Annotated in this window: 16 protein-coding genes and 1 pseudogene; 8 read left to right on the plus strand and 9 right to left on the minus strand. The window is 73.1% G+C overall.

Translation table 11 applies throughout. The features are described from left to right. Positions 1-295 precede the first annotated feature (295 nt). Positions 296-1,177, plus strand: a complete 882-nt coding sequence (locus MB828_RS36375) for an alpha/beta fold hydrolase (protein ID WP_430381482.1) — start codon at positions 296-298, stop codon at positions 1,175-1,177. An 80-nt stretch (positions 1,178-1,257) separates the two neighbouring features. Here the strand turns inward: MB828_RS36375 and MB828_RS36380 are convergent, their stop codons facing one another. Then, positions 1,258-2,118 carry a cytochrome P450 gene (locus tag MB828_RS36380; protein WP_430381483.1) on the minus strand — a complete coding sequence of 287 codons (861 nt, stop codon included), beginning with the start codon at positions 2,116-2,118 and terminating at the stop codon, positions 1,258-1,260. A 119-nt stretch (positions 2,119-2,237) separates the two neighbouring features. Between MB828_RS36380 and MB828_RS36385 the strand changes: the two are divergent. Further along, positions 2,238-2,891, plus strand: a pseudogene (locus MB828_RS36385) (glycoside hydrolase family 15 protein); the annotation flags it as partial. A gap of 247 nt (positions 2,892-3,138) precedes the next feature. On the opposite strand, the gene MB828_RS36390 reads toward MB828_RS36385, so the two are convergent. Beyond that, complete coding sequence (locus MB828_RS36390; RefSeq protein ID WP_301651897.1) at positions 3,139-3,777, minus strand: nucleotidyltransferase domain-containing protein; 639 nt, start codon at positions 3,775-3,777, stop codon at positions 3,139-3,141. A 304-nt stretch (positions 3,778-4,081) separates the two neighbouring features. Here MB828_RS36390 and MB828_RS36395 point away from each other — a divergent pair, with 304 nt between their 5' ends. Beyond that, positions 4,082-4,573 (plus strand): cupin domain-containing protein, encoded by a 492-nt coding sequence (locus MB828_RS36395; protein ID WP_301651898.1) that lies wholly within the window; start codon positions 4,082-4,084, stop codon positions 4,571-4,573. A gap of 309 nt (positions 4,574-4,882) precedes the next feature. Beyond that, entirely contained in the window at positions 4,883-5,053 is a 171-nt protein-coding gene (locus MB828_RS36400) for a hypothetical protein (protein WP_301651899.1), read from the plus strand. Between the two features lie 49 nt (positions 5,054-5,102). On the opposite strand, the gene MB828_RS36405 is transcribed toward MB828_RS36400, so the two are convergent. From MB828_RS36405 to MB828_RS36420, 4 genes are all read right to left on the minus strand, one after another. Beyond that, positions 5,103-6,239, minus strand: a complete 1,137-nt coding sequence (locus MB828_RS36405; RefSeq protein WP_301651900.1) for a S8 family peptidase — start codon at positions 6,237-6,239, stop codon at positions 5,103-5,105. A gap of 118 nt (positions 6,240-6,357) precedes the next feature. Then, entirely contained in the window at positions 6,358-6,900 is a 543-nt protein-coding gene (locus MB828_RS36410; RefSeq protein WP_301651901.1) for an EF-Tu/IF-2/RF-3 family GTPase, read from the minus strand. Between the two features lie 29 nt (positions 6,901-6,929). Beyond that, positions 6,930-7,943 carry a ketopantoate reductase family protein gene (locus MB828_RS36415; protein WP_301651902.1) on the minus strand — a complete coding sequence of 338 codons (1,014 nt, stop codon included), beginning with the start codon at positions 7,941-7,943 and terminating at the stop codon, positions 6,930-6,932. 82 nt (positions 7,944-8,025) lie between these two features. Then, complete coding sequence (locus tag MB828_RS36420; protein WP_430381484.1) at positions 8,026-9,648, minus strand: PLP-dependent aminotransferase family protein; 1,623 nt, start codon at positions 9,646-9,648, stop codon at positions 8,026-8,028. A 21-nt stretch (positions 9,649-9,669) separates the two neighbouring features. On the opposite strand from MB828_RS36420, the gene MB828_RS36425 reads away from it, so the two are divergent. Then, entirely contained in the window at positions 9,670-10,617 is a 948-nt protein-coding gene (locus MB828_RS36425) for a DMT family transporter (protein ID WP_301651904.1), read from the plus strand. An 88-nt stretch (positions 10,618-10,705) separates the two neighbouring features. On the opposite strand, the gene MB828_RS36430 is transcribed toward MB828_RS36425, so the two are convergent. After that, a complete protein-coding gene (locus MB828_RS36430) occupies positions 10,706-12,106 on the minus strand; it encodes a DEAD/DEAH box helicase (RefSeq protein ID WP_430381485.1) in 1,401 nt (466 codons plus the stop codon). 292 nt (positions 12,107-12,398) lie between these two features. Here MB828_RS36430 and MB828_RS36435 point away from each other — a divergent pair, with 292 nt between their 5' ends. Beyond that, complete coding sequence (locus tag MB828_RS36435) at positions 12,399-13,064, plus strand: hypothetical protein (protein ID WP_301651905.1); 666 nt, start codon at positions 12,399-12,401, stop codon at positions 13,062-13,064. A gap of 86 nt (positions 13,065-13,150) precedes the next feature. On the opposite strand, the gene MB828_RS36440 is transcribed toward MB828_RS36435, so the two are convergent. Then, complete coding sequence (locus tag MB828_RS36440) at positions 13,151-13,591, minus strand: VOC family protein (RefSeq protein ID WP_301651906.1); 441 nt, start codon at positions 13,589-13,591, stop codon at positions 13,151-13,153. Positions 13,592-13,640: 49 nt separating this feature from the next. Then, positions 13,641-14,606: an ArsR/SmtB family transcription factor gene (locus MB828_RS36445; protein WP_301651907.1), complete on the minus strand. Its 966-nt coding sequence runs from the start codon at positions 14,604-14,606 to the stop codon at positions 13,641-13,643. A gap of 72 nt (positions 14,607-14,678) precedes the next feature. Here MB828_RS36445 and MB828_RS36450 point away from each other — a divergent pair, with 72 nt between their 5' ends. Beyond that, positions 14,679-15,602 carry an alpha/beta fold hydrolase gene (locus MB828_RS36450; protein ID WP_301651908.1) on the plus strand — a complete coding sequence of 308 codons (924 nt, stop codon included), beginning with the start codon at positions 14,679-14,681 and terminating at the stop codon, positions 15,600-15,602. Positions 15,603-16,086: 484 nt separating this feature from the next. Then, positions 16,087-16,854 carry a hypothetical protein gene (locus MB828_RS36455; RefSeq protein ID WP_301651909.1) on the plus strand — a complete coding sequence of 256 codons (768 nt, stop codon included), beginning with the start codon at positions 16,087-16,089 and terminating at the stop codon, positions 16,852-16,854. Positions 16,855-16,882: the final 28 nt, after the last annotated feature.

Below are 16,882 nucleotides of genomic sequence, written 5' to 3' on the forward strand. Positions count from 1 at the left end.
ATGTGCGCGACGAGCGCCCCTACCCCGTCCTTGCGCCCGCCGCGCCTCTCACGGAAGCGGTTACACCGACTGCCGTACCGATTTCACCCGATTGCACTGGGTGAGCTGGCTCGGTGCCACGGACGCGTGAAGCTGATTGCGGTACAGCCTGACGAAAGGCGAGGACAGAATGAGTACGGTCCCTGGCATACGACGCCGCAGACAGCGTCTTCACGGTGCGGCAGCTGCAATCGCCGTCGCCGGCCTGTGCGCGATCCCGACGGCGTCGGCTTCAGCGGAAGGCGGCACAGGCGGCGTGAAGCCCACCATCGTGCTGGTACACGGCGCCTTCGCCGACGGGTCCAGCTGGAACGGGGTGATCACGCGCCTGCGGCAGGCGGGGTATCCGGTCATCGCTCCGGCGAACCCGCTGCGTGGACTGGCCAGTGACGCCGAGTACATCCACAGCGTGCTGAAGAGCGTGCACGGACCGGTCGTGCTCGTCGGCCACTCCTACGGCGGCGCCGTGATCAGCGAAGCCGCCGTCGGTGACGCCCAGGTCAAGGCGCTGGTCTACGTCGCCGCCTTCGCCCCCGCGGAGGGGGAGAGTTCTCTGGGGCTGTCCAACAAGTTCCCGGGGAGTTCGCTCGGCCCCACCCTCAGGAACGTGCCCTTCCCTCTTCCAGGCGGGGGCACCGGCACCGACCAGTACATCAAGGCCGACAAGTTCCACGACCAGTTCGCCGCCGACGTGCCCAGACCGGTCACCGACCTGATGGCCGTCACCCAGCGTCCCGTGGCCGCCTCGGCCCTGCAGGAGAAGGCCACCAAGGCCGCCTGGAAGACGATCCCCTCCTGGACTCTGATCACCACCGAGGACCGCAACATCCCGCCGGCCTCACAACGGTTCATGGCCCAGCGCGCCCATGCGCACACCGTCGAGGTCAAAGCGTCCCACGCCGTCGCGGTGTCCCAGCCGGGCGCGGTCAGCCGCCTGATCGAGCAGGCCTCCCGGACCACCGCCACCACGACGACCGCGGCTGATCCTTCCGGCACGACCCTCGCGGACACCGGCTCCGGGCGGCAGACCACGCACGCCGTCACCCTCGGCAGCACAGCCGCCGCGTCGGTGGCCGCCGGTGCGGCCTTCGTCCTCCTCGGCCGCCGGTGGCGACCGGAAGCGAACAGCGGCCGCTGAGGCTCGTCCCGCAACCCGCAACCCGCAGACGTGCGCGCCGCCGCGGCCGCCGGGCTGAGCGAGGCCCCCTGGACGGCTCGTCATGGTGTGGTGAGGCCGTCGATCGCCACGGGAAGGTGGTGGGGGCCGCGCAGGACGGGGTTGGCGCGGTACGGCGGTGGGTCCGCCAGCAGCCGTGGGTTCCTGATCCTGCGGAAGAGCTCCGGCAGGGCGAGCTGCGCCTCCATCCGGGCCAGCGGGGCGCCGAAGCAGTAGTGGATGCCGGTGTAGAACCCCAGATGCTCGTTGTCCGCGCGGTCGGGATCGAACCGGTCGGGATCCTCGAAGCGTTTGGGGTCGCGGTTGGCCGAGGCCAGCATCAGCCGGACAGGCGCGCCCTTGGGGATGGTGGTCCCGGCGATGTCGATGTCTGCCAGGGTGGTGGTGAACGGTATGAACTGGACCGGTGGCTCGTACCGCAGCACTTCCTCGACGAGCGGGACGACCAGCTCCGGTTCCTTCCGGAACCGCTCAAGGACCTCGGGGTGGCGCAGCAGTGTGAGTGTCGCGTTGCTGATCAGGTTGACGGTCGTCTCGTGGCCCGCGATCAGGAGCACGATCGCGGTGGACACCAGCTCCGCGGTGGACATGCTGCCGCCGGGGCCTGTTTCGCGGGCCAGGGGGCCGAGGATCCCGCTGCCGTCGCGGCGGCGCTTGGTGTCGATCAGGCCGGCGAGGTAGGCGCCCAGCTCGCGGCGTGCCTGTTGTGCCTTTTCCAGCCCTCTTTGCCCGCCGCTGGGATCGAGCCCCGACGCCACGGTGTCGGCCCAGCCGTGGAAGCGCTGTTCGTCCTCCTCGTCCTTGCCTTCGAGCCCGTCGAACAGGTCGGCGACGACCCTGGCCAGCTCTCCGCGCAGGTCGTGGAGGAACCTGGGACTGTGCGGGGGGCCGAACGGCCGCATCGCCGCACCCCGCAGCCGGTCGTGTCCGGGCGGGTCCGGGAACGACGCGACCGGCGCCGCGCTGTCCCGCGTTGCGTGGCCCGTAACGGTGCTGCCGCATCTGGGAGGCACTGATCAACACGGTGGACTGGGTGTGCGAGAACTGGGACCGTCCCGAAGCCGGTATCTGGGAAACACGGGGCGGTGACAAGGACTTCACCTATGGGCGGCTCATGAGCTGGATCGCGTTGGACCGGGCCGTCCGTATGGCCGCCCGCAGCGGCCGCCCCGGTGAGGTGCAGCGCTGGACCAGGCAACGCGACGCCGCCTATTGGCAGATCATGCAGCGAGGCTGGAGTGCGGAGCGGGCTGCGTTCACCCAGTACCTGGGCAGCGAGGTCCTGGACTCCGCGCTGCTGCGGATGCCCGCGGTGGGGTTCATCCCCCCGCAGGACCCGCGGTGGCTCTCGACGCTGGACGCGATCAAGAAGGATCTCGTGTCCGACGGCCTCGTGTACCGGTACGATCCCTCCGCCTCCCCGGACGGGCTGCGCGGTTCCGAAGGCACCTTCTCGGCGTGCACGTTCTGGTACGTCGAGGCCCTCGCCCGCGCCGGCCGTCTGCGTGAGGGGCGCTTCGTCTTCGAGAAGATGCTCACCTACGCCAATCATCTCGGTCTGTACTCCGAGGAGATCGGGCTGACCGGCGAGCAACTCGGCAACTTTCCGCAGGCGTTGACCCACCTCGCCCTCATCTCCGCCGCGCTGAGCCTGGATGCCCATCTCGACGCCGCCGTACCGGGTTTCCCTCCCACCTCACCAGTCTCGGTCCCCTATCTCTACGCGCAACCGATGACGGCGGAGGCCGGAGGCCCGCCGGTCACGCCGGCCACCCCGTATCCGTCGGACCACATCATCCGCAGATGAGCGCACCGACCTGTCCATGACGGCATCGCCGTCGCGGGCAGGCCGGAGGCGTACTCAGCCAGGCCCCGCCGTCACGGCCGGCTGGACCGTCCTCGGCCGTCCGGTGGCGCGCCACTCACCCCGCCAGCTCGGGCAGCCACGGATGCTCGGGGTGCACGAGCTCCAGCCACCCACCAAGGACATCCCGCCGGGCCCTGCCCAGCAGCGGCAGCACCCCGTCGAAGTCGGCCTGATCCTTGGGCCGTGGCGCCTTCGCTTTGAACAGCAGCACCAACTCCGGCACGAGGTAGGGGACTCCGTCAGGAGTTCGCTCAATGACCGCGTCATAGGGCAGTCGCAGCCGCTCGTCCCGCCGACAGATCCAGGTCCCGCCCTCGTGCGGCTCGCGGAAGACGTCAAACAGGAACTGGCCGCTCGTCGGATCCCGCAGCCAGGTCTGGTGCGTGGCCGCCAGCTCCTCAGCTCCCGCCTCCGGCCAGACCCGCCCCGAACCCACCGCGTCGAACACGTACTCGGGGAAACGGTGCCGGATCTCCGGGAACCCCGCCGCGGGCACCGAGATCTCCAGATCGCCGTGCGGCCGCGACTGTTCCCCGCGGAACAGATCCAGTGCCCACCCCGCGGCGATGCACCAGGGTGCTACGACCCCGTCCAACCGCACCGCGACCTGTTCCGGTCGCCAGGCGTCCGCCCAGCGGGCCTCCAGTTCGTTCGCATCGAGCACAGCGCCACCGGGCGGCAGGGATTCGATCACCGGAACAACCTATCGCCGCAACCCGTCCCGGTACGGCTGTCTGTGCGCCGGTCAGCGTGACACGACGGTCCCCGGTTTCGGGCCGTCCAGGAGCGCATCAGAGTGCTCCGCACAGGCGTCGGCAAGCCGCGCTGCCGAACGGACCGGGTGCGGGCCGGCAGAGCCTATGGATGCCGAGCCGACCGCCACTACCTGCGTAAACGCGTGATCCGCTGCACGGTCAGCACCACCGCAGCGCCCGTGACCGACCGAGGCCGCCGCGGCTGAAAGAGATCGAAGGAAAATGCCGGGCCACAATGACCTCATGACCGACAGCCCTCCACGCGACGCACCTAGTCCTCTCCTGCGCCTCCCCTCGGACGGCGAGCTCATCGACGTTGCCGGTGTCGCGCACTTCTTCCGGCTCACCGGCGAGCACACGGCAGGACACTTCGCCTTTGAGGAGTTCAGCCTCGCGCCGGGCACCATCGGCGCCAGGCCCCACGTGCACGAAGGACATGACGAATACTTCTACGTGCTCGAAGGTGAGTTGACCCTCCACACCGGGGACGGCGAGGTGACTGCCGGCCCGGGGTATCTGCTCGCCGCGACCCGCGGTACCCCTCACGGCTTCCGCAACGAAGGCCCGGCTACAGCGAAAGCCCTGTGCCTCTACACCCCGGCCGGCTACGAGAACTACTTCCGCGACGTCCATGCCGCGGTGAGCGCCGGCGCCGAAGCAACCGACCAACTGCTCGCCGAATTCCGCGGCCGCTACCGAACCAGCTCCTACCCGGCCCCCTCCGACACACCGTGAACGGCACCGACGTTCCTCGGAGAGCCCGCGCACAACAACAGCGCCTGCCGTAGACACGCCAGCGCTGTCACCGGGCACGGCTCGGCCGAGGACACCCCATCGGTGCTCAGGCTCAGCCAGAACAGGTGGGCCGGCGGGGCTCGCGAGTGGACGGCTCTGACGGTGCTCCACTTCGAGCTGGGTCTCCCTACGCCGGAACGCCCCCTAAGTCGGCTGGACGTGTGCGGGAAGGGGAGGCCTTCCGGTTTCATCCACGAGGTGGTGTTCCGGCGGTGTCCCGACTGCCAGGAGCTCCACAGACCGCGTCGTATGCGGTGGGACTCCGTCGGGCTCTACAGTTCGGCCACCGTGCGCCGGCTGGCCGAGGCCGACGCGCCGCCGTACGCCTCGCCGCTGTTCGTCTTCCACGGCAGTACGGGCATCCGCATCGCCCGCAACCACTACGACAAGGGGCTCAACACGTCCGTGGTCACGGACTGAGCCGGACCGCCGGCCTTCGGCGGGCCCGCGCGTATTCGGTGCGACAGCCTCAGAGGCCGCCGGTGTTGAGCAGCCGGTTCGGGGTGTCGGAGCGGACGCCGTGCAGGATGCCGCGGGTGGCCGTGTGGTCGAGCCAGACGTGGACCTGGGCGGCCGTGGCGTGCGGATGTGCCGACAGGTACAGCGCGATCACTCCGGTCGCGTGCGGCGCGGCCCAGGACGTGGCACCGTCGTTCTCCGTGGTCGTACCGCCACCGGCGAGGGCGGCGGTCACCTTCTGGCCTGGGGCGTACAGGTCCACGCAGCGACCGTAGCCCGAGCCGTAGGAGCCGGTGTCGCTCCACGGCCGGTCGTTCGGGGTGGAGGCCGCGACGACGATGGTGCCGGGGACGCCGGCCGGGGAGTGCTTGCAGGCGTCGTCGTGGAAGTTGCCGGCCGACACCACGGTCGGGATCCCCGCGTCGACCATCTTCTTCACGGCGGACTCCAGGGCCGCCGACCGGTGATCGAGGTTGAGCGACATGTTCACCACCGCCGGCTTCTGCGCGTGCGCGGTGACCCACTTGACCGACTTCACCAGCGCCGCCTCGGCCGCCGCCGGGGAGCCGCCGCCCTCGCTCTCGCACAGGATGCCCTGGACGCGTACGAGTTCCGCCTTGGGTGCCACCCCGTACTTCGCCCCGCCGATGATGCCCGCGACGAACGTGCCGTGGCCGGTTCCCGCCTCGCTGAAGCAGTCACCGGAGTCCTTCGGGCCCACGAAGTCGGCGCCGAGGTGGGCCCGTCCGCCGAACTCCTGATGCCCGACGTCCAGCCCGGTGTCGATCACGTAGACGTGCACGCCCTTGCCCGTGGCGGTCGTGGTGAGCTTCCCGTCGAGGGGCCGCGACCGCTGGTCCAGGACGTCCAGGTTCCACGGCACGCGCCGGGTGACGGCCGACGCCGTGGTCCGCGCGGTGCCGGGCAACGTCCGCACGGTGCCGGACACCGTCCGCGCGGTGCCGGACAACGTCCCCACGGTGTCCGAGGACGCGGCCTCCCCGGTCCGGTGCGCGGGGAGCGTGCCACCGCTGCCGCCGGCCGCCGCGCCGGCCTCCCCGCCGCAGGCCGAGGCCCCGACCACCGTCACCACGGCAACCATCATCAGACCGGCCTTCGTCACGTTCCGCGCCACCGCGTCCCCCATCGCCCCGCTTCGTACACAGTCAGCGCACAAGACGACCACAGGGGGCGGGCGGTTCCGGCCGGGCGTACGCCGCCCGGACCGCGCCCGTATCCGTAGCGGGTGGCCTGGTCCGTGCGGTTCAGCGCGGGAGGCCGAGCACGGTGCCGGAGCCGGCGGCCCGGCCGTGATGGCGGAACGCGAAGGGCTGGGCCTGCTCCAGGGCTACGGGTTCGTCGAGGGTGACGGTCACTTCCGCCCCGTGCAGGGGCCGCACCACGTCGATCCCGTACAGCTCGACGGTGGCCCACACCGCGGCGCTGCGGGTGTGCAAGTGAAGACGATCACCGGACACCACGTCGGCACCGCCCTGTTCCTCCGGGAGCAGGGTGATGTCCGCGGTGAAACGGGCGTGGGCGCTGATCGAGCCGGGTGTCGCGAGCACATGGCCCCGCTCGGCCCGCTGTGCCGCCGTGCCCGGCAGCAGGATGCCCACGTGCGTGTCCGTACCGGCCTCGGCCACCCGTGCCCGACTCGCGTCGATGTCTGCCACCCGGACGGTCGCGCCGCCGCCCGGACCGACGATCTCCACCTCGTCGCCCCTGCGCACCCGGCCACGCTCGATCCGGCCCGTCAGCATGACCGTCCGGCCCTGTCGGGGGCTGAAGACGTCCTCGACCGACATCAGGAACGGCCCCTCCCCCGCGGTCCCGCTCACTCGCACGCGGTCGCCTCGTCGGCCAGCCGGAGCAGTTCCTCGACCGCCAGGGAGCCGGGTGCCCGGCGCTGCCGGGCGAAGGTGTTCGCCAGGTGCTGGAGGAGCTCGTTCAGCGGGGTCGGGACACCGTGCAGTCGGCCGAGGAGGGCTATCTCGCCGTTGAGGAAGTCGGCCTCGATCGTGCCGGTGGCCCGGCTGAGGGACTGCCAGGAGGAGCCGCCGGCCGGCTCGGCCCCGTCGAGGCCGACCAGGGTGATCTTGTCGCCGCGGGTCTCCTGCTGTTCCCGGAGGCCCGCGTAGGCGATGCCGGCGGCGTCCAGCACGGCCTCGCCCTCGCCGCGCACCCTCCCGTACAGCTCGTGCAGACGGGGGTCGTCGGCCGGTCCGCTGACGGCCTCCAGGGCGTTGCGGAGGTTGCCGAGCAGCTTGGCGTACTGCCAGCGGGCGACATCGGCCACGACCGGCGCCTCGAACCGGGCGGTCTCCAGGTCGGCGGCGACGGCGCGGATCGTGTCGTCCGTGCCGTGCGGGTAACGGCCCAGGTGCAGCATGCCGGTGAGCGGTGCGCCCGCCGCGGAGACGACACCGGGTTCGACGTGGGTGGCGGGCAGCCAGACGCAGACCCCGTACACGTGCCGGAAGCGGCGCAGGGCGATGCGCCGGCTCTCGACGCCGTTCTGCGCGCAGAGCAGGGGCAGCCGCTCGGCAGCGGTCCGGCCGCCGGCGACGGGTGCGGGGGCCCAGGCACCGAGCGTCGCCGCCGCGTCCTGGGTCTTCACCGTGAGCACCAGTACGTCGTCGGCGCGCAGTTCGCCGAGCGCGTCGGGTCCGTCCACGACCGGCAGGCGGTAGGTCAGTTCGCCCTCGGGCACTCTGAGCCGCAGCCCGGCCTCGCGCAGGGCCTCGTGGTGCGCGCCCCGCGCCACCAGCACGACCTCGTGTCCCGCACCGGCCAGCCGCCCGCCGATGGCTCCGCCGACCGCCCCTGCCCCGATGATGATGTAGCGCATGGGAGAAGCCTGCCATCCCGCCCGGAGGGGTCCGGTGCGCGGGCGGGGCCTCGCCCCGGGACACCGGAGCCCGCGTGATCCGTCAGGCGAGCGTGTCGCGCAGAGCCGCGCCGACGAGGGCGACGCCCTCGTCGATCTCGTGGGCGGGGCCCGCCGCGTAGCCGAGGACCAGGCCCGGCCGGCCGGGCGTCATGCGGTGCCACGACAGCGGATGCACCTTCACACCACGAGCGAGGGCGGCCTCGGCGAGGTCGGTGTCCCGAAACCCGCCGTCCCGGAAGCCACCGTCCTCGAAACCGCCGTCCCGGAAACCACCGTCCTCGAAACCGCCGTCCCGGAAATCACCGTCCTCGAAGTCGCCGCCGCGAACGCCGCCGTCGCCGAAGGTGACCATCAGGTGCAGGCCCGCGGCCGCGCCGTGTACCCGGGCGCCCGGCAGGTGCGCGCCGATCGCCCGCAGCATGGCGTCCCGTCGGCGCCGGTGGCGGGACCGGACGTGCCGCAGGTGCCGTTCCAGCTCGCCGGAGTCCATCAGCCGGGCGAGCACCAGCTGGGTGAGGATGCCGGTCCCGAGGTCGGCGTACCGCTTCGCGGTCACCACGGCGTCCAGCCGGTCCGGCGGGACCAGGAGCCAGCCGATCCGCAGCGCGGGCGCGAGCAGCTTGGAGACGCTCCCCGCGTAGCAGACGCCTTCGGGCATCAGGGAGCGGAGGGCCGGTACCGGCGGCCGGTCGTAGCGGTGTTCGGCGTCGTAGTCGTCCTCGATGACCACTCCCCCGCCGGCCGCCCAGTCCAGCAGCTCACGGCGGCGCTCGCCGTCGAGGACGACCCCGGTGGGGAACTGGTGCGCCGGGGTCGTCAGCACCGCGCGGGCTCCGCCGGCACGCAGCGCGCCGACGTCAAGCCCGCCGCCGTCCACGGGGACGGGTACGACCGTATGGCCGCCGTACTCGAGTTGCTGTCGCGCGCCGAGGGATCCGGGGTCCTCGACCGCGATGCGGCTGATGCCGTCCTTCCGCAGGATCCGGGCGAGCAGTCCGAGGGCCTGTGCCACCCCGGCGACCACCACCACCTCGGCCGGATCGGCACGGATGCCGCGGTTGCGGGCCAGCCAGTCGACGACGGCCCGGCGCAGGGCGGGAGCGCCCCGGGGGTCGCCGTATCCGAAGTCGCCCGGCGAGACGCTCGCGAGTACGGCGCGTTCGGCGCGCAGCCAGGCGGTGCGGGGGAACGCGGCGAGGTCGGGGACGCCCGGCGAGAGATCGATCCGGCACGGCAGCGCACGCAGTGCGTCCACGGCACCCTCGCGGTCGGCCGCCGCGAAGAGCGCGGGCCGGGACTCGGGCGGGCCGGCGGGGCGGGTGCGGGGCGGCGCGGGGGCCGCCACGACGACCGTGCCGAGCCGGCCGCGGCCGGCGATCTGGCCCGACTCGGCCAGCCGCCGGTAGGCCTCGGTGACCACACCGCGCGTCACGCTCAGCTCCGCGGCCAGTACCCGGCTGGCGGGCAGCCGGGTCCCGACGGGCAGCCGGCCGTCGGCGATGGCCGACCGCAGCCGGTCCGCCAGCCAGGCCGTGCGCCCGCCGGCCGGTACCCGGCCGATGTCCAGCTGGAGGAAGTCGGATCCGACGGCCGGCGCGGTCACCGGACGCGGACTTTTGGACCCCTCGGACGTCGGCTTCGTGGACCTGCCCATGGCGTCCATTGTGGGGGCAGGGTGGAGGACATGGACACCCCTTCCCCTTCCGCCTCGTTCGCCCCGCTGCTGCCCGGCATGGCGGGGATGGTGCTGGTCGGCAGCAGCGTCACCGTCTCGCACTCCCTCGTCGGTGCCCCGCTGTTCACCGCCCAGGCCGTCCGGTACGCGGCCGCCACCGTGATCCTCCTGGTCGTCGCGAGGGCCGCCGGTGCCCGCCTGGTGTGGCCGCGCGGACGGGAGTGGCTGTGGCTGACGGGGCTGGCGGTCACCGGCCTGGTGCTGTTCAACGTGGCCGTGGTGCGGGGTGTCGCGCATGCGGAGCCCGCGGTGATCGCGGTCGCGGTCGCCTGTGTCCCGGTGGTCCTCGGGCTGGTGGGCCCCCTGCTGGAGCGGCGCGGACCGAGCAGCCGGGTCCTGGTGGCGGCGCCCGTCGTCATGACCGGCGCGGTGCTGGTGGAGGGGACGGGCCGCACCGATGCCGTCGGAGTGGCGTGGGCCGCGCTGGCGCTCGGGTGCGAGGCCGCGTTCACCCTGCTCGCCGTGCCGGTACTGGGCCGGCACACCCCGTGGGGGGTGTCCGTGCACGCGACCTGGCTGGGCGGAGCCCTGCTGGCCGTCCTCGGCGCGCTGTCCGAAGGGCCGTCGGCCGTGGCGGAGCTGTCCGGGGTGCAGTGGGCCGCCGTCGGCTATCTGGCGGTGCTGGTCACGGCGGTCGCCTTCGTGCTGTGGTACTCGACGGTCCGGGCGGCCGGGGCGGGGCGGGCCGGGCTGCTGACCGGCATCGCCCCGCTCGCCGCGGCGGGCGGGGGCGCGGTCGCGGGTACCGGTGTGCCGGGGCCGCCGGTCTGGGCGGGCATCGGCGTGGTCGTCGTCGGCCTGGTGGTCGGCCTGCGGCCATCGGGTCCGGCGGCCGGGAAGCGCGGGGAGGGGGCGCCCCGGACGGCTCCCGCACCCGCCTCGGGCCGCGCCCGGTAGCCACCCGGGGCTGCTCCCGCACCCGCCTCGGGCCACCCGGTAGTCACCGGGGCCGGGGCCGGGGCGCGGGCGCCTGTGGGGGCCGGGTTCAGCCGCCGCGCCGTATCCGGGCCGCCTCGCGGGCCTGGGCGAGCTTGCGGGCCTCGCTGCTCCTGCGGGACGGCCTGCCGTCGGCGCCGCCGCCCCGCGCGTCCTTGCTGGTGCCCAGGCCGCGGAACGGGACGTTGTGGTTCTTGGGGCGGGGTACGGCCGGGCCGCCGTCGAGAGGCTGTCCGGACGGGGTCCTGGCACCGGTGATCCGGCTCAGTTCCGCCTCGCCGGACCGTGCCTTGGTGACCTTGGGGGCGACGCCTGCGTCCGCCATGACCTGGCTGGTCTCGCGGCGCTGCCCCGACAGGACGAGTGTCACGACGGTGCCGGAACGGCCGGCCCGGGCCGTGCGGCCCGCGCGGTGCAGGTAGTCCTTGGGGTCGGTGGCCGGGTCGACGTTGACCACCAGGTCGAGGTCGTCGACGTGCAGGCCGCGGGCGGCGACGTTCGTCGCCACCAGGGCGGTGACCTGCCCGCTCCGGAACTGGGCCAGGGTGCGGGTGCGCTGTGGCTGGGCCTTCCCGCTGTGCAGCGCGGCGGCGGCCACGCCGTTGGCCCGCAGATGCCGCGTGAGCTGGTCGACGCCGTGTCTGGTGTCCAGGAACAGCAGGACCCGGCCGTCGCGGGCGGCGATCTCCGTGGTCACGGCGTACCGGTCGGGGCCGTGCACCACGAGGACGTGGTGCTCGATCGCCGGGACCGCGCTGGACGAGGGGTCCACGGAGTGGACGGCGGGGTCGCGCAGGTAGTCCCGGACCAGCTGGTCGACGTCCCGGTCGAGGGTGGCGGAGAACAGCATCCGCTGCCCGTCGGGGCGCACCTGGTCCAGGAGCGCGGTGACCTGGGGCAGGAATCCCATGTCGCACATCTGGTCGGCCTCGTCCAGGACCGCGACGCGCACCCGCCCCAGCCGGCAGTCCCTGCGCTCGACGAGGTCGTGCAGCCGGCCGGGCGTGGCGACGACGATCTCGGCGCCGTCCCGCAGCGCGGCGGCCTGCCGTCCGACGGACACCCCGCCCACCACGGTCGCCAGCCGCAGCCGCAGTGCCTCGGCGTACGGGGTGAGCGCCTCACCGACCTGTTGCGCCAGTTCCCTGGTGGGCACCAGGACGAGCGCCAGCGGCTCCTTGGGCTGCGCGCGCCGCCCGGCCGTCCGGGCGAGCATGCCGAGGCCGAAGGCGAGCGTCTTGCCGGACCCGGTACGGCCCCGGCCGAGGACGTCCCGTCCCGCGAGCACGTTGGGCAGCGTCGCCGCCTGGACGGGGAAGGGAACCGTCACACCGTGCTCGTCGAGCACCCGGAGCACCTCCGCCGGCAGCCCGAGCTCGGCGAAGGACGTCACCCGCGGGACCCGCTCCCGGTCCTGGTGCCCGGAGTCGGTACGTGCTGGTTCGCTCACAGAAAGCCTTCCTCCGAAGGGACCGTACCGAGGAAGGCGCGGCGGGGACGCGGTCACCGGCCGGAGACACCGGACCGGGCACCGACACAGCGGCGCTCCAGAGCACCGGTGCAGCGACGCTGCAAAAGCCCGACGGTAGCACAGGGCGGGGGCGGCCCCGGTCGAGGTGGTGTTGGCACCACCCCGTCTTCGGTGTCCAGGCCCAGCGACGACGGCCCCCCGCGACGGGCAGGCTGCATAACGTCGGCGAACGGGCCGGCCAAGCATCCACCACACCCATCGGGGGACACCCATGACGGAAACCTTCGCGCGGCGCCTGACCGGCGTCGCCGGCATCGCCGCCGCGGCCGCCTTCATCGTCGAAGTACCCCTGTACTTCGTCTACTCGGGCCCGCCACCGGACGCGAACGTGCTGAGCAGGCTGCTCATCGGGATCGTCGCGCTGGTCTGCCTGGTCGTGTTCGTGACCGCCCTGCGGGAGCTCGTGAAAAGGGTGAGCCCGGCGTACGAGTGGGCCGGCTCGGTCGCCTTCGCCGCGGGGCTGGTCTACGCCACCGTCACGCTGGTCTCCAGCGGTCTGGAGGCGGGCGCGGTCATCGCCGTCGACCACCCGATCGACCCGACCATCGCGGTCAGCGGCACCTACATCCTGTACGGGTCGATCTCCCGACTGCTGCTGGCGCTGTTCCTGGCCACGGTCGGCTTCCTCGTCTCGCGCACGGAGCTGCTGCCCCGGTGGACCGGCCGGTCGGCCTACGTCCTCGCGGGCGTCAACCTGGTGTTCGTGCCGTCGCTGTTCTTCGGCAACACCCCCGCGCACTTCTACGCGGCCAACGGCTGGGGCACCACCGCGCTGATGGGGGCGTTCCTCAGTTACTGGCTCCTGGCGTTCGGCATCTCCGCCTACCGCAGCGGCACGCGGCCCGCACTCACCCGCTCAGTGGTGACGGAGCCCTGAGCGGCGGCTCCCACGCGCAGGCGCCCGCGGTGCCGGCCCGACCCGGGCCGGCACCTCGGCTGTACGGCTGTGCGGCTGTGCGGCTGTCAGCCCAGCTGCTCGGCGAGGCCGACGACGATGTCCTCGGGGCCGCGGACGTAGCAGAGCCGGTAGATGTTCTCGAACTGCACGATCTCGCCCACGAGTTCGGCGCCGTGAGCGCGCAGGCGGGCGACGACGTCCTCGATGTCGTCCACGGCGAACATGACACGCCGGAGGCCGAGCGTGTTCGCCGGTGCGTCCCTCGGCTCGGGGGTGATGGCCTTGGGCTGGTGGAACCTCGCGAGCTCCACCCGGCCGGGGCCGCCCGGGACCCGCAGCATGGCGATGTCCTGCCGGACGTCGTCGAGCCCGATGACGCGCGCGGCCCCCGGCCATTCGAGTGGGCCGGCGCCCTCCAGCTCCATGCCGAGTTCGACGAAGAACGCGATGACGGCATCGAGGTCCTCGACCACGATGAGGACGTTGTCCATCCGACGGATCGTCATGCCGGTCTCCTTCAGCTGGGGACGGCCACGGTAGCCGCTGCCGCGCCGCTCACGGGGCGCCGTCGCCCATCAGGTGGTTCGCACGTTCCGTGCGCAGGTGCAGCGCGGTGCGGCCCTCCCGTTGTGTCGACACCAGGCCCGCCCCGCGCAACGCGCCCAGGTGTTGGGAGACCGCGCTCGGGGTGACGCCCAGCCTGACCGCCAGGGCCGGCGTCGTCAGGGGTTCGGCGAGGGCCGCGAGGATCGCCGTCCTGGTGCGGCCCAGCACCGGGGCCAGTCCCGCCGCCGTCCGGACGGAGGGTTCCCAGAGCAGGCCGACGCCCACCGCCGGGTAGCGGATCGACGCGGCTTCCACGGGGGACTTGTCGACGCCCACGTGCGGCCAGTTGAAGACGCTGGGCAGCAGGACCAGGCCGTGCCCGCCGGTGTCCACCGTGACCGCCGTGTGCGGGGCGCGCCGGCCGTGCACCACCAACTGGCCGCCGTCCCAGGCGATGTCCTGGTGCAGTTCGGCGAAGAGCGCCTGGACCCCGCCGTCCACCAGGGTGAGCGCCCGGCCGGCGACGTCGGCCTCCAGCACCGCGCGCATCCGGCCCCAGTGCGGAGCGATCAGCTGCTCGTGGCAGCGGTGAAGGGCGTCCGCGAGCCGTGGCAGCACGGCCGCCGGCGCCGGGACCTGATCGTCCGGTACGCCCACCACGGCGCCGTACTCCCGCCGGAAGAAGCCCTCTTCGGTGGCCCGCAGCTGGTCGAGCTCGGCCGACACAGAAGGCAGCCGCTCCTGCGGCACCGGGAACAGGAACGACGGCAGCGGACCGGCGATCATCGCCCGCAGCAGGGGCAGTTCGCGCTCACCCGCCGGCACCTGCCGGGCCCGGCGCACCCACGGCCGGTGCACCTCGTGACCGGCCCCGCCCAGCAGGATCCGCAGCGCCAGCACCGTCTCGCCCAGCGGCGAGAGAGCGAACCGCACCTTCGCGACCGACGCCGCGGTGAACCTGATCCCGACCGCCATCCGTGCCGCCCCGTCATGTAGCCCTGGCTGAACGATAGGCCGGCACCCGTCGCCGCCCGCACGCTGTCCGGCATGGAATTCTTCACCTCGTACGACGGAACCGGCCTCGCCTACCGGGTGGTCGGGGACGGCCCGCCGCTGGTCTGCCTGCCGGGCGGCCCTCAGGAGTCGGCCTACCTGGGCGAACTCGGCGGTCTCTCCGCGCACCGGCGGTTGATCATGCTGGACCTCCGTGGCACGGGCCGCTCGGCGATGCCGACGGACCTCGCCTCCTGCCGCTGCGACCGGCTGGCCGACGACGTGGCGGCCCTCCGGGAGCATCTGGGCCTGGACCGGATGGACCTGCTGGCGCACTCCGCCGGCGCCAGTCTGGCCCTGCGGTACGCGGGACGCCGTCCGGAACACGTCGGCAGGCTCGCGCTGATCACGCCGAGCGTCCGGGCCGTCGGCATCGAAATCAGCGGAGAACTGCGGCGCGAGACCGTCCGGCCGCGCCGGGACGAGCCGTGGTTCCCGGAGGCGTTCGCGGCCCTGAAGGCGATCGGCGCGGGCCGGGCGACCGCGGAGAACTGGCGGGCCGTCGCGCCGTTCTCGTACGGCCGCTGGGACGAGGCGGCCCGAGCGCACCGGGCTGCCGAGGAGCGGATGAACACGGAGGTGGTGGCCGCCTTCCATGCCGAGGGCGCCTACGACCCGGACGCCACCCGTGCGGAGCTCGCCCGGTTCGGGGCACCGGTGCTGGTGCTGGCCGGGGAGGTCGATCCGGGTTTCCCGCCACCGACGGCGGCCGAGTTCGTGAGGCTCTTCCCGAACGCCGGGTACACCGTCCAGCCCGGCGCCGGGCACTTCCCGTGGCTCGACGACCCGGACCGGTTCGTGGCGGCCACCCTGGCGTTCCTGGAACAACCGGTCCTCCCCCGCCCCGTCGCCTCCCGCCCCGTCGCCTCCCAGGCCACGGAAGTGGACAGCCGTCCCAGCGACGTCCCAACGGCTTGACGACGCCGCAGGTCATCGAGGCGGCGGCGTCCCGTCCTCCCAGGGCGCCCGGAACCCCTTGGCACCCGTTCGACCGCGTCGGCAACCTGTTGCCGCCGGGCCGCCGGATGTCCACGGACCAGCTGCCCGGCCTCCACCACACCTGACCGTGGCTGCGTCACCTGGCGTTCTGATCCGCCCGGTCACCGCGGTGGGGCCCACGGGGGTGGTCCCACCGCGGTGAGTGACCGGCCCCCGGTCACGAGCGGGCGCTGCTGACGATGAAAGGCACCGCCACTGCTACCGCGGGGCCACCGGCCGTATCCGCTGTCTGACCGCACCCGATGATGAGGACGCCGGTACGGGCGTCGCTCAGACGGGTCTGTCCGTGTTCGGCGGCAGCGATTCCCGCTCCGGACGACCGGCTGAGTACGCCTACTCATGCCGGCCCGCACCGGTCCGGGGACGATGGGCGGTGAACGGCGGGCGGACAGGGGGCGGGGACATGGGCGGATTCCTGGGTGCGGTGGTGGCCGTCGTGGTGGCGGCGGCCGCGCTGGTCCTCGCGTACGTCGCGGGGGCACCGCCCGCGGTGGTGCTGGCCGCCGGGGCGGGCGTGCTGAGCCTGGGGTGGCTGCTGCTCCTGCTCACGGTCCCGTGGAACCTGTACTTCAGGGCGCACGCCGTGCTCGCCGAGATAGCGGTCAGCCGTGAGAAAGGGCTGGACGTCTCCCGGGAACGGGACGCCGAGGCCGCGCGCATCGCCCGCGTGATGCTGCGGGCGGCGGTCGCGGGGCACGTCCTGACGGCGGCGGTCGTCGTCGCGGTCGCCCGGGCGACGGGCGAGTTCACGGGGTACTGGTTCGCCGGGTTCTTCCTGCTGAGCACGGTCTTCCGGCCGGCCGGCGCGTACTTCGCGCAGCTCCGGCGGCGCCTCGGCACCCTGCTGAAGGACGTCACGTACCCGCGGGACGACGTCGTCGGGCTGCACGCCCGGCTGGACCGGACCGAGGCAGGGGCCCGCGTCCTGGAGGAGAAGGCGGAGGAACAGTACCGGACCCTCGCCGAACTGCGCCGGACCGTGGACGCGCTGTCGACCAGCGCGTACGAGCGGGCCGACGAGACGGACCGCAGGATCGCCGCGCTGGCCCGGGAGTTCGAGTCCACCGTGGACCGTCTCACCGACAACCGGGAGATCATCACGGGCGTGAAGGCGTTCCTGCGCCTGTTGCGCTCCCCCGACCTGCCCGGCGGCACCCCGGCCCCCGGCTGACGTGGGTCGGTCCGGGGCCGGGCACGCC

The sequence above is a fragment of the Streptomyces arenae genome (assembly GCF_022343545.1).
GTDB lineage: Bacteria > Actinomycetota > Actinomycetes > Streptomycetales > Streptomycetaceae > Streptomyces > Streptomyces humi.

Excerpts from the sequence above, each read along its gene's own strand:
- MB828_RS36380 (WP_430381483.1), bottom strand. The coding sequence starts at position 2,118 with ATGCGGCCGTTCGGCCCCCCGCACAGTCCCAGGTTCCTCCACGACCTG.
- MB828_RS36395 (WP_301651898.1), top strand. The coding sequence starts at position 4,082 with ATGACCGACAGCCCTCCACGCGACGCACCTAGTCCTCTCCTGCGCCTC.
- MB828_RS36400 (WP_301651899.1), top strand. The coding sequence starts at position 4,883 with ATGCGGTGGGACTCCGTCGGGCTCTACAGTTCGGCCACCGTGCGCCGG.
- MB828_RS36405 (WP_301651900.1), bottom strand. The coding sequence starts at position 6,239 with ATGGGGGACGCGGTGGCGCGGAACGTGACGAAGGCCGGTCTGATGATG.
- MB828_RS36410 (WP_301651901.1), bottom strand. The coding sequence starts at position 6,900 with ATGTCGGTCGAGGACGTCTTCAGCCCCCGACAGGGCCGGACGGTCATG.
- MB828_RS36415 (WP_301651902.1), bottom strand. The coding sequence starts at position 7,943 with ATGCGCTACATCATCATCGGGGCAGGGGCGGTCGGCGGAGCCATCGGC.
- MB828_RS36420 (WP_430381484.1), bottom strand. The coding sequence starts at position 9,648 with ATGGACGCCATGGGCAGGTCCACGAAGCCGACGTCCGAGGGGTCCAAA.
- MB828_RS36425 (WP_301651904.1), top strand. The coding sequence starts at position 9,670 with ATGGACACCCCTTCCCCTTCCGCCTCGTTCGCCCCGCTGCTGCCCGGC.
- MB828_RS36435 (WP_301651905.1), top strand. The coding sequence starts at position 12,399 with ATGACGGAAACCTTCGCGCGGCGCCTGACCGGCGTCGCCGGCATCGCC.
- MB828_RS36440 (WP_301651906.1), bottom strand. The coding sequence starts at position 13,591 with ATGACGATCCGTCGGATGGACAACGTCCTCATCGTGGTCGAGGACCTC.
- MB828_RS36445 (WP_301651907.1), bottom strand. The coding sequence starts at position 14,606 with ATGGCGGTCGGGATCAGGTTCACCGCGGCGTCGGTCGCGAAGGTGCGG.
- MB828_RS36450 (WP_301651908.1), top strand. The coding sequence starts at position 14,679 with ATGGAATTCTTCACCTCGTACGACGGAACCGGCCTCGCCTACCGGGTG.
- MB828_RS36455 (WP_301651909.1), top strand. The coding sequence starts at position 16,087 with ATGGGCGGATTCCTGGGTGCGGTGGTGGCCGTCGTGGTGGCGGCGGCC.